Below are 14,066 nucleotides of genomic sequence, written 5' to 3' on the forward strand. Positions count from 1 at the left end.
TTCCGGGCGAACCCGGCTCACCCGGGCCCGGCCCACCCTGGAGGCACGCGGGCGGCCGGCCGGGCAGCGCCGGCCGCCCGAGGCCGGGACCTCGGGAGGTCAGGTGGCGCGGATCAGACGGCTGACGGCCGGCGCGCTGGCGCTGGCGGCCGTCGGGGCGCGGAGGCTGGCCGACCGCCTGCCGCAGCGGGCCGCGACGGATCCACGGCCGGGACGGTGGCAGAAGGTGACGGTGGCCGCCGCGCCCGAGCGGGTGCTCCCGGCCGGACGGTGGCCCGAGCCGCTGCATCGTCTCGACGGGGCGGTCGAGGTGTGGGCCCGCCCGGCGCCCGGCGGTCGCGGCACCGAGCTGGCGATCCGTCCGCTGGGCGGGGAGTGCACGCTGCCGGGGTTCGCCGCGCACCTGGTCGGCGACGACCCGGGCCGGTACCTGCGCCACGTGCTGCGGCAGACCAAGCAGCTCCTGGAGACCGGCGAGGTGCTGCGCGCGGACCGTCCGCCGATGGACCGGCCGGGGCCGGTGCGATGAGGGCGCTGTGCTGGGCCGGGGCCGACGCGGTGGAGGTGCGCCGCGTCCCGGACCCGGAGCTGCGCAACGCCCAGGACATGATCGTGCGGGTGCGGCGGAGCACGACCTGCGGCGCGGACCTGCCGCTCCTGGGCGGGCGGGTGCCCGAGGCGTCCACCGGGGAGGTGCTCGGCCGCGAGTTCCTCGGCGAGGTGGTCGAGGTCGGCCCGGAGGTACGCCGGCACCGGGTCGCCGACCGGGTGGTGGTGGGCGCGGCGGTGGCCTGCGGCGCGTGCTGGTTCTGCCGGCAGGGGCTGCTCGCCTGCTGCGACAACGGCACGAGCGGCGTGACCGCCGAGCCGGAGTGGGGCCAGCCGTCAGCGGGCGGTTTCGGCCGCCCGGCCCGGCTGGGCGGGTTCGCCGGTGGCCACGCCGAGTTCGTCCGGGTGCCGTACGCGGACGTGGGCGCGTTCGCCGTACCGGAGTCGGTGAGCGACGACCGGGCGGTGTTCGCCGCCGACGCCGCGCCGGCCGGCTGGTACGGCGCCGAGCTGGGCGAGGTCGCCCCGGGTGACGTGGTGGCGGTGTGGGGCGCGGGCGCTGTCGGCCAGCTCACCGCCGGGGCGGCGGTGGCCCGGGGCGCGGACCGGGTGATCGTGGTCGACGACCGGGACGACCGGCTGCGCATGGTCGCCCGGCACGCCGGGGTGGAGGCGCTCAACCACAGGTACGTGGACGTGCTCGCCGAGTTGCGTGAGCGCAGCGGCGGCCGGGGCCCGGACGTGTGCGTCGACGCCTCCGGGATGCCGGCCGAGCCGAGCCGGTGGCCGCTGACCGAGGCGGACGGCGGAACGGCGCTGCGCGAGGCGGTGCACGCGTGCCGCAAGGGCGGCGTCGTGGTGGTGCTCGACGCCCGGCCCGGTGTGGTGGACCGGTTCCCGCTCGGCGCGCTCGCGGACAAGGGCCTCGCCGTCCGCGCCGCCCGGCGGCGGGGCGCGACAGCGATTCCGGAGCTGCTGGCGCGGATGGACCGCGACGAGCTGGTCACCGAGCATCTGGCCACGCACCGGATGCCGCTGGAGCGGGGCGCCGACGGGTACGCGTTGTTCCGCGACCGGGCCGACGGATGCGTGCGGGTGGTCTTCACGCCGTGAAGGTGAGCGCCGTGGATGGCACACTCGGCGGATGCGCGCAGACCGTCGGTACGACCTCGTCCTGTTCGGCGCCACCGGCTTCACCGGCGGGCTGACCGCCGAGTACCTGGCCCGGCACGCGCCGGAGCGGCTGCGCTGGGCGCTGGCCGGGCGTAACCCGGACAAGCTGGCCGCCGTGCGGGAGCGGCTCGCCGCGATCGACCCGGCCCTGGCCGAGCTGCCCCTGCTCACCGCCGACGTGACCGACCCGGCGTCGCTGCGGGCGGTGGCCGAGTGCGCCCGGGTGGTGGCCACCACCGTCGGCCCGTACGTGCACCACGGCGAGCCACTGGTGGCCGCCTGCGCCGCGGCCGGCACCGACTACCTCGACATCACCGGCGAGCCGGAGTTCGTCGACCGGATGTACGTGCGGCACCACGCCGAGGCGGTACGCACCGGGGCCCGCCTGGTGCACGCCTGCGGCTTCGACTCGATCCCGCACGACCTGGGCGTCTGGTACACGGTCAAGCAACTGCCGGCCGACGGGCCGATCGCCGTGGACGGCTACGTGCGGGCCGGTGGCCGGTTCTCCGCCGGGACGTACCACTCGGCGCTCACCGCGTTCTCCCGTACCGGTGAGACGAGCCGGGCGGCGCGGGCCCGGCGGGCGATGGAGCCGAAGCCCGACGGGCGCCGGGTCCGCGCGGTGCCGGGCAAGGTCGGCCGGGTACGCGAGTTCGGCCAGTGGGCGGTGCCGCTGCCCACCATCGACCCGCAGGTGGTCCGCCGGTCCGCGGCGGCCCGCCCGGAGTACGGCCCGGACTTCCGCTACCGGCACTTCGCGGCCATGAAGCGGCTGCCCACGGTGCTTGTCGCCGGAGTCGGGCTGGCCGGCGTGATGGGGCTGGTGAAGGTGGCGCCGACGCGACGCTGGCTGCTCGGGCGGCTCGCCTCCGGGCAGGGGCCGACCGCCGAGCAGCGGGCGAAGTCGTGGTTCCGGGTGCGGTTCGTGGGCACCGGCGGCGGCCGCCGGGTGGTGACCGAGGTGGCCGGCGGCGACCCGGGATACGACGAGACCGCCAAGATGCTCGCCGAGTCGGCGCTGTGCCTGGCCTTCGACGACCTGCCGGAGACCGCCGGGCAGGTCACACCGGTCGCGGCGATGGGTGACGCGCTGCTGGACCGGCTGGTCCGCGCGGGCATCACGTTCCGCACGCTGCCGGCGTGAGGTTGACCCTCGACCCGGTCGAGGTCACAGGATGACGGCCGTGGAGAGCGAGCTTCGCAGCATCGGCGAACTGGCCCGGGCCAGCGGCTTGACGGTCAGCGCGTTGCGGTTCTACGACCGTTCCGGCGTGCTGCCCCCGGCCCGGGTGGACCCGGTGACCGGCTACCGCTGGTACACCGAGGAGCAGGTGGCCCCGGCCCGGCTGGTGGCCGGGCTGCGCCGGGTGGGGATGCCGCTGACCGGCATCGCCGAGGCGCTGCGGCACCGGCACCGGCCGGCCGAGGTGCACCGCCTGCTGGACGCGCACCTGCGCCGCCTGGAGGACGGCCTGGCCGACGCGCGTCGTGAGCTCTCCCGGATCCGCAGCCTGATCGACCCGGAGGAGACCACAGTGACCACCCGCCTCGTGCTGTCCCGCACCGACCTCGCCGCCGCCGTGGACGCCGTACGCTTCGCCGTCGGCGCCGACCCCGAGCTGCCGGTCCTGTCCGGCGTGCTGCTGGAGGTCGCCCCCGACGGGGTGCACCTGTTCGCCACCGACCGGTTCCGGCTCGCCGTGGCCCGGGTCGGCGCCACTGTCGACGGCCCGCCGGTGAGCGCGCTGCTGCCGGTGGCCGCCGTCGACGAGCTGCGGGCGATGCTCTCGCTCCCGGGTCCCGACGCCTCGATGTCCGGCTCTATGTCCGGCCTCGACGGGTCGCGGGCGGGCCTCGACGGATCGGACGTCGCCGAGGTCGTCGTCGCTGCCGGCCGGGTGACTGTCACGGTGGCGGGCCGGCCGCTGACCGCCGTCCCGCTGCCGTACGACTTCCCGGACTACCGCCGGCTGCTGCGGGCGCAGCTCGGTGACGTACCCGCGTACCGGATCCCGGTCGACGGCGCGGCGCTGCGCGCGGCGCTCACCGCCGACGGCGCCCCGGTCTGCCACCGCGCGCACGAGGGCGTCGAGCACGAGGTGGTGGCGCTCGGCCTGGACGGCCGCGGCGAGCTGCGCCTTGTCGACCCGGCCGGCGCGGCCGGCGCTGACGCGCTTCGGGTGGGGGTGAACCGGGAGTACCTGCTGGACGCGCTGGGGTCCGGCGACGGCCAGCTCGTGCTGGAGCTGGATGGCCCGATCACTCCGCTTGCCGTGCGGCGGGCCGACGACGCGGACGCCTTCTCGGTCCTGATGCCGGTACGCCTCTGACGCCCAACGCTCCCTCTTCCGCCGCCAGACACCGGCGACACACATCGGTGACTGTGCGTGACGCCGCCGCTCTCCCGGCTGTTCCACCCCTCGCGGACTTTGCTCTGCAGCCATCGGCGCAACGCTGACGCTCCGTCAAACGCCGCGGGGGTGGCTGCAGAGCAAAGTCGCCGAAGGGGCAAGCCCGCCCGAAGGCGGATCCGTCAGATTGACCAGGTCAGCACGTCCACCAGCGGACGCGGGGCGAAGCGGGCACCAGAGCACCGTCACGCACTGTGAGCACACCCCTCCGACAACACCACCATCACGCGCCGTTACCGAAACGGGCCTGATGGCGGCGGGCTGCGCGGGCCGGGCCGGGGCGGCGGGGGCGCGACGGTAGCATCTGGAGGTCCCACCTGACTGCCTGGACGGAGGCGTACGAGCAGCATGCTCGACATGGAGTTGATCCGGAAGGATCGCGAGGCGGTGGCGACCGCGCTGGCGAAGCGTCTGGATCCCGCCGAGGTCACCCGGGCGCTGGACGACATCCAGCGGCTCGACCAGGAACGACGCGCCCTGATCACGGAGATCGACGCCGAGCGGCAGCGCCGCAAGGCCGAGGCGCGCGCGTACGCGGAGGCGAAACGGTCCGGCGGCACGCCGCAGCCGGTCGCCCCGGAGGCCGAGCGCAAGCAGCTCGCGGAGCTGGAGTCCCAGCTCGACGAGGTGCAGTCCCGGCTCCGCTCGGCGATGAGCGAGCTGCCGAACCTGCCCGCCGACGACGTGGTCGCCGGGGGCAAGGAGGCCAACCGGGTGGTGCGGACGTTCGGCGAGGCGCCCGCCATCGAGAAGGTACGCGACCACGTGGAGCTGAGCCGCGCGCTCGGCCTGGTCGACCACGAGCGCGGCGTGAAGCTCGGCGGCTCGGGCTTCTGGATGTACACCGGTATGGGCGCCCGGCTGGAGTGGGCGCTGGTGAACTGGCTCATCGAGCAGAACATCCAGGCCGGCTACGAGTTCCTGCTCCCGCCGCACCTGCTGCTGGAGAGCGCCGGTTTCGCGGCCGGGCAGTTCCCGAAGTTCCACGACGACGTCTACCACATCGACAAGCAGTCGTCCTCGCGCGGCCAGTTCCTGCTGCCGACGGCGGAGACGGCGATCCTCGGCGCGTACCAGGACGAGATCCTGGAGACGCCGAAGCTGCCGTTGAAGGCGTTCGCGTACACGCCCTGCTACCGCCGTGAGGCGGCCGGTTCGCACTCCGACGAGCGCGGCACGGTGCGCGGCCACCAGTTCAACAAGGTGGAGATCTTCCAGTTCACGCTGCCGGAGCAGGCGGGCGAGGCGCTGGAGGCGATGGTCGGGCACGTCGAGGGCCTGGTCGGCAAGCTCGGTCTGCACTTCCAGACCAGCCTGCTCGCCGCCAGTGACGCCAGCGCCTCGATGAAGAAGACGCTCGACGTCGAGGTCTGGATGCCGAGCACCGGCAAGTACAAGGAGGTGTCGTCGGTCTCCTGGGCCGGTGACTACCAGGCCCGCCGGGCGGCGATCCGCTACCGCGAGCCGGGCGCGAAGCAGACCCGTTTCGTGCACACGCTCAACGGCTCGGCGCTCGCCACCAGTCGCCTGTTCCCGGCCATCCTGGAGCAGCACCAGCAGTCCGACGGCTCGGTGGTGGTCCCGGAGGTCCTGCGCGACAAGCTCGGCACCGACCGCCTCACCCCGCGCTGACCCGCTCCCCCGCCGCCGTCCCCGCCCCTTCCCCACGATCTTGCACTTCCGGCCCGCGAGAAGTCCGCTTCACCCCTTCCTTCCGGGCCCCGACTGCAAGATCGCGGGAGAGGGAGAGGGAGCGGGGGCGGGGGCGGCGGGTGAGGGGCAGGGCGGCCAGGAGCAGTGCGGCGAGGACGGCGGCGAGCGCGGCGGGGCCTAGAGTGTCGACGGCCTTCACCACGGTCTGCTGGACCTCGGCGGCGGCGCGGATCACCGGGTCGGTGAAGGCGTCGTACCGGCCCTCGGCGAGGCGCACCTCGTACCAGCCGTACCAGGCGACGTAACCGCCCGCGACCACGAGCACCAGGCCGCTCAGGCGCGGCGCCCACGCGCCCGCGCCGCGCAGTCGCGCCACGACCCGGCCGCGCAGCAGCGCCACGGCGAGCGCGGCCACCCCGACCACGAGCGCCATGCCCAGCGCGTACGCCCCGAACAGCGCCAGCCCGCGCAGCGGCGATCCGGCCCGCAGGCTGGTCACCACGATCGCCAGGAACGGCGCGATCGCGCAGCTCAGCGACGTGAGCGCGTACGCCGCGCCGAACAGCACCATGGACGGCCAGGTGCGGGTGAGCCGGGGCGCGGCGCGCAGCGGGCGCGGCGCGGGCAGTCGCCGTCCGGCGAGCAGCCAGCAGCCGGCCAGCGTCAGCAGCACGCCGAGCGTCACTGTGAGCCACGGCAGCCGGGGGCGCAGCCAGTCCGCGGCCGGCGCCACGGCCAGCCCGAACGCGCCGAACACCAGCACGTACCCGAGGGTGAGCGCGGCCGTCGCGGTCAGCGCGCGGCCGACCGCGCCGCGCCCGTCGGCCACCAGCAACGACAGGTACGCGGGCAGCATCGCGAAGCCGCACGGGTTGACCGCGCCGAGCATGCCCGCGGTCAGGGCGAGCAGCAGCGCGCCGGTCATCCCCGGGCCAGCGTCTCGACCTGCCGGGTCAGCGCCTCACCGTCCAGGAATCCCTGGTGGACGACCCGGCCGGTCCGGTCCAGGACGACGAACGTGCTCTGCTCGGTCACCTTGAACCGGCGCCACAGCGCGCCGTTGCGGTCGTCGATCTGGGTCGTGCCGGCCAGGTCGAACTCGGTGACGAAGTCCTTCATCGCCTTCTGCTCGCCGAGTCCGGCGACGCCGACGATCGGGACCGTGTCCCGGTAGGTGGGGGCGATCTCGGCCACCGTCCACGCCTGGCTGGCGCAGGTGGCGCACCAGGGCGCCCAGAACCAGAGCAGCACCGGCCGCCCGGCCAGGTCGGCGGCGGAGAACGCCGTACCGTCGAGGGTCTTGCCGGTGAACGACAGCGTGGCCGGCACCGCGGCCGGTGGCACGAACGTCGGCCCGCCCGGCGTCACGGCCGGGGACGCGGCGTCCGACGGCGCGGCGGCCGGGCCCGCGGGGGGCACCGCGCCGGCCTCGGGTCCGGCCGCGCAGGCCGTTGCGGCGGCGAGCGTGGCGGCCAGTACGGCGGCGGTGGTGAGACGGCTGGCGGCGCGCGGTGGCATCGGCGGCTCCTGGAGTGGTCGCTACTCGGCCCGGACCAGCCGGAGCGCGAGTTCGGGACAGACCTTTACCGCCTTGAGCGCGCCCTCGCGCAGCCACGTCGGCACCGGGGTGGGCGGGAACGCCGGGTATCCGTTGCCGTCGAGCCGGATGAAGTCCGGCACCACGTGGGCGCAGAGCCCGTGCCCGTCGCAGCGGGACCAGTCCAGCGTGAGCTTCTGCGGGTTGGCGTCGGGCGCGCCGGGCAGGCCCATCGTGCCCTTGACCCGCTTGCCGCAGCCCTCGCCGGTGGCGTGCAGCCGCAGGTCGTCGGCGAACACCTCCATGGCGGACAGCGCGAACCGGGCGGTGCCGTCCGGGTGGCTGCACGCGCCGCGTCCCTTGACGTCCCCGGCCGCGGCCCGGACCAGCTCGACCGGGGCGCTGCCGGAGACCGCGAGGTCGACCGAGCGGGCCAGGTCGGGCAGGCCCATCTTGCACGGGCCGCACTGCCCGGCGGACTCGCCGGCCAGGTACCGCACGACCTGTGCGGCCTCGCCGAGCGGGCAGGTGTCGGCGCCGAGCGGCACGATGATGCCGGCGCCGAGCGTGCCGCCCACCGCGGTGAGCCCCTTGCGGGACACCTCGGCCCGGTCCGCCGCCGCCGCGGTGATCCACTTTCCGTGGTAGCCGCCCATCAGGATGCCGGGGCCGGGCGGCACCTCGCACAGGTCGAGGATCTCGCGCAGCGGGGTGCCCGCGGCGCACTCCACCACGGCGGGCCGCTTCGCCGACCCGGTGACGGTGAGCAGCACGGTGCCGGGCTCGTCGTCGGTGCCGAGCGCGGCGTACTCGTACGGGCCGATGCGGGCGGCGACGGCGAGCTGGGAGTACGTCTCGGCGTTCGACAGCAGGGTGGGCAGCCCGCCGACGCCGGAGTCGCTGGAGCGCTTCTTGGTGCCGGGCGGGATGTGTGGCAGGCCGTTGATGCCGTTGACGAGCGCGCCGCCCTCGCCGGAGATGAACCGGTGCGGCACCGTGACGATCGTGGTGGGCACCGGCATCCGGCGTTCCTTCAACGCCTCGGCCAGCGAGGGCCGGCCCACGTCGTCGTCGGCGACGCCGATGACGATCTCCTCCGCGTCCAGCGCGAACGCGGCCAGCGCGGCGCCGTCCAGGATCAGGTGCGGGGCGCGGGTGAGCAGCACCTTGTCCTTCCAGCTCGCCGGTTCCCCCTCGGTGGCGTTGACCACCACGACGGCGGAGAGGTCCTGCCGCTCGCAGGACTCCAGCACCGCGCGCAGCTTGCGGGCGAACGGGAAGCCCGCGCCGCCCTTGCCCTTGAGGTCGATCGCCTCGGCGAGCCGCAGCAGCGCCGCCGGTTCCATCGGGCCGATCGGGCCGTGCACCTCCTCGTGGGCGAGCAGGTCGAGCCGGCCGAACTCGGCGAAGCCGGCGGTCAGGCGGGGCTCGCCGACGCAGGCGACCGGCGGGACGGTTGCCTGCCGCGTCACCGGGCCTCACCCCGCAGCCCGGCCCAGTACGCCCCGTCGACCGCGTCCGCGTCGGCCCGCTTGCGACGGCCGGACCGGCTGTCCTTGCCGGCCCGCATGGCGCGGCGGGAGGCGAGGTCGACGAGCGTCGGGGTGTCGTCCACGAACGCCTCGTCGGCGTCGTAGCGGGCCGGCGGGCGCCAGTAGTCCGGCTCCTCCGGCACGTCCTCCTCGTCCCGGTAGCGCCGGCCGGACCCGCTGAGCGGCTCCGCCGACATGGGGGTGCCGGAGATCGGCCCGGCTGAGATCGGCTTACCGGAGACCGGGCGGGTCTCCCAGCGACGCGGGCTGTCCCACGGCTCCTCCGGCTCGCTGCCGGCACGCGGCGGCGCGGAGTAGCGGGCCACCTCGGCCGGGGTGGCGTAGCGGCTGCTGTCCGGCGGGGCGGAGTGGCGGCCCCCGGTGTCCGGGGGCGCGGAGTGGCGGCCACCGCTCTCCGGCGGCGCCGAGTAGCGGGCGGCGACGTCCTCGTCGGCCCGGGAGCGGCGAGCGGCCCGTTCCTCGTCCAGCCGGGACCGGCGGCTCACCCGCTCCTCGTCGGTCCGGGACCGGCGGGCCGCCGGCTCCTCGCCGGACCGGCGACGACGGCGGGACCGTTCACCGTCGGACCGGCGTGCCGGCACCAGTTCCTCGTCCCGGTCGAGGAGGACCGGCTCGCGCTCCTCCTCGCGTACCCGGACGGCGACCCGTTCGGCGTCGCGGCGGCGGGCGGCGGTCGCGCGGACCGGTTCGCGCAGCGACCCGGGTTCCGGCACCACGGGTACGGCGAACCGCTCGGGGTCGCGCCGCCGGGCGGTGCCGGCCGGCGCGGTCCAGGTGGCGGTCGCCTCGGCCCAGCGGCCCCGGCCGGCGCCGCTGTCCTCCTTGGCGGTGGCCTTCTTGCGGGTGAGCACGGCGAACACGCCGGTCCGCTCCTCGCCCTTGCCGGCCATGGCCTTGTTGAGCGCGGCGGCCTGGTGCTGTTCCCGGCTGCGCTTGCCCAGGTGGACGGAGAGCCGCACCATCAGCGCCAGCACCACGGCCAGCACGCAGGCGAGGTAGCTGAGCAGCACCCAGGTCGCCGCGGGCCGGCCGGCGTTGAGGCCGTGCACCAGCGCGAACGGCCAGGACACGTACGCCATCGAGTGCAGCGCCCGCCAGAACCACTTGGGACCGACTCCGGCGAACCGGACCCGGACGATTCCGGTCCAGAGCACGCCCACCATCAGCAGCGCGGCGACGGTGCCGAGCCCGACGTAGAGGCCGGTGCCGCCGATGAACGGCACCACCGCGTCGGTGGGGCCGGCCCGGCCGATCGCCACCTTGGTGATGACGTGGAAGACCAGTCCGGCCACGCCGAGCACGCCGGTGGCGCGGTGCGCCGACTGGAGCAGCACGCGGTGCCGGATGAGCAGCACCAGGCGGTCGGTGGCGAGCAGGCCCAGCATCACGGTGATGCTGAGTGCGACCAGGGCGACCACCCCGGCGAAGAACTCGGTGAAGAAGAATCCGTACGAGTACATGAGCCCGCCGGCGCCGGCCAGCTCCACTCCGGCCCACGCGAGGCCGAGCGCGGAAGCGGTCAGCGCCGCGATCGCGGACTTCGACATGGTCCGGGCACCACGGCTGCTGCTGGTGGTCCGGACGGTCGTCGTCTTCTCGTTCTGCTGTGCCCGGGCCATCTGCTCCTCGATCGTCTCGCGGCGGCGCCCCCACCGGCCGACCCTGCTCCCCACTCAGGTACGGAGCGAGGGCGCGGACGGATCACCTCCGGTGGCGAATTTCTCGGCCGGTTTTTCGAACCGTCCGCACCGGACGCGCGTGTAGCGCGTGACGCAACGACGAATGCGCATGCGTTGACAGTCCTTGCAACATTCTCGTAACCTTGCCGCAAAATTTCAGCGCAGGTTGCAAGAAGCCAGCACTGAGACAGGCTCCACTCCCCCGTACCCCCGTACCCGCAGGAGTCCTGATGCATCGACGCCGATTCCGCGCCGCGGCGCTCGCCCTGGGCCTGGCCGCGAGCCTGCTCGTCCCGATCACGGCGGCGGCTCCCCCGGCCACGGCCGCCACCCCGGGCGCCAAGAAGGTCATCGTCCAGCTCTTCGAGTGGAACTGGACCTCGGTGGCCGCCGAGTGCACCAGCACGCTGGGCCCGAAGGGCTACGGCTACGTGCAGGTGTCCCCGCCCCAGGAACACGTCAACAGCAGCCAGTGGTGGGTGTCCTACCAGCCGGTCAGCTACCGGATCGAGTCCCGCAAGGGCACCCGCGCGCAGTTCCAGTCCATGGTGAACACGTGTCACGCGGCGGGCGTGAAGGTGATCGTCGACGCCGTGGTCAACCACATGTCCGGCCAGGAGAACGGCGGCACCGGCTGGGCCGGCTCGTCGTACGGCCACTACAACTACCCCGGCGTCTACTCGGCGCAGGACTTCCACTACTGCGGGCGCAACGGCAACAACGACATCGCCAACTACAACGACCGGTACGAGGTGCAGAACTGCGAGCTGGTCAACCTCGCCGACCTCAAGACCGAGTCGGAGTACGTGCGCGGCCGGCTCGCCGCGTACCTCAACGACCTGCTCTCCCTCGGCGTCGACGGCTTCCGGCTGGACGGCAGCAAGCACATGCCGGCCGCCGACATCGCCGCGATCAAGGCCAAGCTGAACCGCAGCGCGTACCTGGTGCAGGAGGTCATCTACGGCGCCGGTGAGCCGATCCAGCCGACCGAGTACACCGGCAACGGTGACGTGCACGAGTTCCGGTACGGCAAGGACCTGGCCCGGATGTTCAACAACGAGCGGCTCGCGTACCTGCGGAACTTCGGCGAGTCCTGGGGTTACCTGTCGAGCGCGAAGGCGGTGGTCTTCACCGACAACCACGACACCCAGCGCGAGGGTGGCGTGCTCACCTACCGCGACCGCGGCACGTACGCGCTGGCGAACGCGTTCATGCTGGCCTGGCCGTACGGCACCCCGGCGGTGATGTCGAGCTTCACCTACAGCGGCCGGGACCAGGGCCCGCCCGCCGACGGCAGCAACCGGATCACCAACGTCACCTGCTACTCGGGCTGGGAGTGCGAGCACCGCTGGCCGGTCATCGCCAACATGGTCGGCTTCCGCAACGCCACCGAGGGCGCCGGGGTCTCCAACTGGTACGACAACGGCTACCAGCACATCGCGTTCAGCCGTACCGGCAAGGGCTACCTGACGATCAACGACGAGGGCAGCGCGGTGAACGGGCGCTCGTACTACACCGGGCTGCCGGCGGGCCGCTACTGCGACGTCGTCCACGGCACGTTCAGCAACGGCTCGTGCAGCGGTCCGGTGATCACGGTGGACTCGTCCGGCTGGTTCGCCGCGAACGTCCCCGCCCACGACGCGATCGCCATCCACATCGGCGCGAAGCTGAGCTGAGCCACCCGGGCCGCGAAGCCCCCGTACCCGTAGTACCGGGTACGGGGGCTTCCGGTCAGTTACAGTCAGTTTCGTGCTGTTCGACCGGTTTGCCACACGTCGGCCTCCCGGCTGGCTGATCGCCGCGCTCGCCGTACCGCTGCTGCTCGTCACCGCGCTGCTGGTCGGCCGCGCGCTGACCGCCACGCCCGCGCGCCCGTCCGCGCCGGCCGCCGCCGCGCCTTCGGCCACGACCGCCGCGCCGAGCCCGTCGCCGTACGAGTCGGTGCCGCCCGCCGCGCCCCCGCCGGACGACCTGCCGGTGATCACCTACGATCCGGCGCCGCGCGGCTTCCCGCCCGACCCGGATCCGGCCGACACCCGCCCGCTGAGCGAAGGGCTGCGCCCGAACCGGAACGTCGCCGCGTACGACGCGCCGGGCGGCCGTCCGCTGGCCTTCCTCGCGCCGACCATCAACGGCGTACGGCTCACCGTGCCGATCGTCGAACGCCGCTCCGGCTGGACCGCCGTGCTGCTCCCGTCAGCCAACCGCACCATCGCCTGGCTGCCCTCGGGCGGCTGGACCACTGTCGCGCTGCGCGACCAGATCGTGGTGGAACGGCGCACCCACCGCCTCACCTGGAGCCGGGACGGGCGCGCGATGCGCACCTGGCCGGTCAGCCTCGGCATGTCCGGCCAGCTCACCCCGCTGGGCCGCACGTTCGTGCTGGGCCGCACCCCGCCCCCGGAGGCCGTCTACGGCGGCGTCGACATCTTCGCCCTCGGCGCGATCCCCGACGACCCGGACGCGGTGCCGACCGGCCTGCGCGGCGCCCACATCGGCCTGCACAGCTGGTACAACGACGACACGCTCGGCAAGAACGTCACCAACGGCTGCATCCGGCTGACCCGCAGCGCCCAGCGCCTGCTGCTGACCGAGGTCGAGCCGGGCACCGCCTTCGTGGTGGTCGACCGCCTGCCCTGACCGGGGTCAGCCCGGCAGCCGGCCGTCGGCCCGGATCCGCTCAGGCCGTCGCGCCGCCGTCGACCGCGATCGACGCGCCGGTGACGTGCCGTCCGCCGACGCCCACCAGGTGACTGACAGTCGCCGCCACGTCTTCCGGATCGGCGTACCGGCCGAGGGCGATGTGCGACCGCTGCCCGTCCGCGCCCGCGCTGTCCGCCGGGTTCATGTCGGTGTCGGTCGAGCCGGGCAGGATCAGGTTGACGGTGATCCCACGCGGACCGAGTTCGCGGGCGAGCGCCCGGGTCAGCCCGTTCACGGCGCTCTTGGTCATCGCGTACGCGCTCACCCCCGGTGCCGGGACACGGCTGGCGAAGCTGCTGCCGATGTTGACGATCCGCCCACCCGCACCCATGTGGCGTACCGCCGCCTGGGTGGCGAGGTAGACCCCGCGCACGTTCACCGCGATCGCCCGGTCCAGGGCGTCGAGGCTGACCGACTCGATCGGCCCACCCGCGAACACCCCGGCGTTGTTGACCAGGATGTCCAACCGCCCCAACTCGGCGACGGTCCGCTCCACGGCGCCGACGACGGCCGTCGCGTCGGTACTGTCCGCTTTGATCGCCAGGCCGGTCCGGCCGTACGCCTCGATCTCGGCCACCACGGACTTCGCGCTGTCCTCCGCGGTGCGGTAGGTGAACGCGACGTGGATGCCGTCCTCGGCCAGCCGGCGCACGACGGCAGCGCCGATACCCCGGCTCCCGCCCGTCACCAGGGCAACCCTGTCGGCAAGTCTGACCGTCATGCCGTCATCCTGACAGTCGACTCAGGACGCTGATCATCCGGGTCGCCCGTCCATTTCCTGTCCGTTCGATCAGACAGGATTGCC

The 14,066-nt window shown here is 74.1% G+C and carries 12 protein-coding genes; 7 read left to right on the forward strand and 5 right to left on the reverse strand.

Annotated elements, in window-relative coordinates:
• Positions 1 to 103: 103 nt before the first annotated feature.
• The 5 genes from MicB006_RS18590 (at position 104) to serS (ending at position 5,768) form a co-directional block, all read left to right on the forward strand.
• On the forward strand, positions 104 to 529 hold the full coding sequence (locus tag MicB006_RS18590; RefSeq protein ID WP_116507778.1) for a hypothetical protein: 426 nt from the start codon (positions 104 to 106) through the stop codon (positions 527 to 529).
• Positions 526 to 1,662, forward strand: coding sequence for an alcohol dehydrogenase catalytic domain-containing protein (locus tag MicB006_RS18595; RefSeq protein ID WP_116507780.1), 1,137 nt, complete (start codon positions 526 to 528; stop codon positions 1,660 to 1,662). The genes MicB006_RS18590 and MicB006_RS18595 overlap by 4 nt, the downstream gene beginning before the upstream one ends.
• A 31-nt stretch (positions 1,663 to 1,693) precedes the next feature.
• Entirely contained in the window at positions 1,694 to 2,869 is a 1,176-nt protein-coding gene (locus MicB006_RS18600; RefSeq protein WP_116507782.1) for a trans-acting enoyl reductase family protein, read from the forward strand.
• A gap of 31 nt (positions 2,870 to 2,900) precedes the next feature.
• Positions 2,901 to 4,055 carry a MerR family transcriptional regulator gene (locus MicB006_RS18605; RefSeq protein ID WP_116507784.1) on the forward strand — a complete coding sequence of 385 codons (1,155 nt, stop codon included), beginning with the start codon at positions 2,901 to 2,903 and terminating at the stop codon, positions 4,053 to 4,055.
• A 429-nt stretch (positions 4,056 to 4,484) separates the two neighbouring features.
• Complete coding sequence (gene serS / locus MicB006_RS18610; protein WP_116507786.1) at positions 4,485 to 5,768, forward strand: serine--tRNA ligase; 1,284 nt, start codon at positions 4,485 to 4,487, stop codon at positions 5,766 to 5,768.
• Here the strand turns inward: serS and MicB006_RS18615 are convergent.
• The 4 genes from MicB006_RS18615 to MicB006_RS18630 are packed head-to-tail and all read right to left on the reverse strand — an operon-like array spanning position 5,755 to position 10,552.
• Positions 5,755 to 6,714 (reverse strand): cytochrome c biogenesis CcdA family protein, encoded by a 960-nt coding sequence (locus MicB006_RS18615; protein ID WP_116507788.1) that lies wholly within the window; start codon positions 6,712 to 6,714, stop codon positions 5,755 to 5,757. The two genes, serS and MicB006_RS18615, sit on opposite strands and share 14 nt — an antisense overlap.
• Positions 6,711 to 7,307, reverse strand: a complete 597-nt coding sequence (locus tag MicB006_RS18620; protein WP_116507790.1) for a redoxin family protein — start codon at positions 7,305 to 7,307, stop codon at positions 6,711 to 6,713. Before MicB006_RS18620 ends, MicB006_RS18615 begins: the two co-directional genes overlap by 4 nt.
• Positions 7,308 to 7,328: 21 nt before the next feature.
• Positions 7,329 to 8,798: an NADH-quinone oxidoreductase subunit NuoF family protein gene (locus MicB006_RS18625; RefSeq protein WP_116507792.1), complete on the reverse strand. Its 1,470-nt coding sequence runs from the start codon at positions 8,796 to 8,798 to the stop codon at positions 7,329 to 7,331.
• Positions 8,795 to 10,552 (reverse strand): hypothetical protein, encoded by a 1,758-nt coding sequence (locus MicB006_RS18630; RefSeq protein ID WP_225980414.1) that lies wholly within the window; start codon positions 10,550 to 10,552, stop codon positions 8,795 to 8,797. The genes MicB006_RS18625 and MicB006_RS18630 overlap by 4 nt, the downstream gene beginning before the upstream one ends.
• A 236-nt stretch (positions 10,553 to 10,788) precedes the next feature.
• On the opposite strand from MicB006_RS18630, the gene MicB006_RS18635 reads away from it, so the two are divergent.
• Together MicB006_RS18635 and MicB006_RS18640 are read left to right on the forward strand one after the other, a co-directional pair.
• Positions 10,789 to 12,234, forward strand: a complete 1,446-nt coding sequence (locus tag MicB006_RS18635; protein ID WP_116507796.1) for an alpha-amylase family protein — start codon at positions 10,789 to 10,791, stop codon at positions 12,232 to 12,234.
• Positions 12,235 to 12,307: 73 nt separating this feature from the next.
• Positions 12,308 to 13,198, forward strand: coding sequence for a L,D-transpeptidase (locus tag MicB006_RS18640; protein ID WP_116507798.1), 891 nt, complete (start codon positions 12,308 to 12,310; stop codon positions 13,196 to 13,198).
• Positions 13,199 to 13,238: 40 nt separating this feature from the next.
• Here MicB006_RS18640 and MicB006_RS18645 read toward each other — a convergent pair whose 3' ends face one another.
• Complete coding sequence (locus tag MicB006_RS18645; protein ID WP_116507800.1) at positions 13,239 to 13,982, reverse strand: SDR family NAD(P)-dependent oxidoreductase; 744 nt, start codon at positions 13,980 to 13,982, stop codon at positions 13,239 to 13,241.
• Positions 13,983 to 14,066: the final 84 nt, after the last annotated feature.

Origin of the sequence: Micromonospora sp. B006 (assembly GCF_003408515.1) — a bacterium.
In the GTDB taxonomy this organism is placed as follows: domain Bacteria; phylum Actinomycetota; class Actinomycetes; order Mycobacteriales; family Micromonosporaceae; genus Micromonospora; species Micromonospora echinospora_A.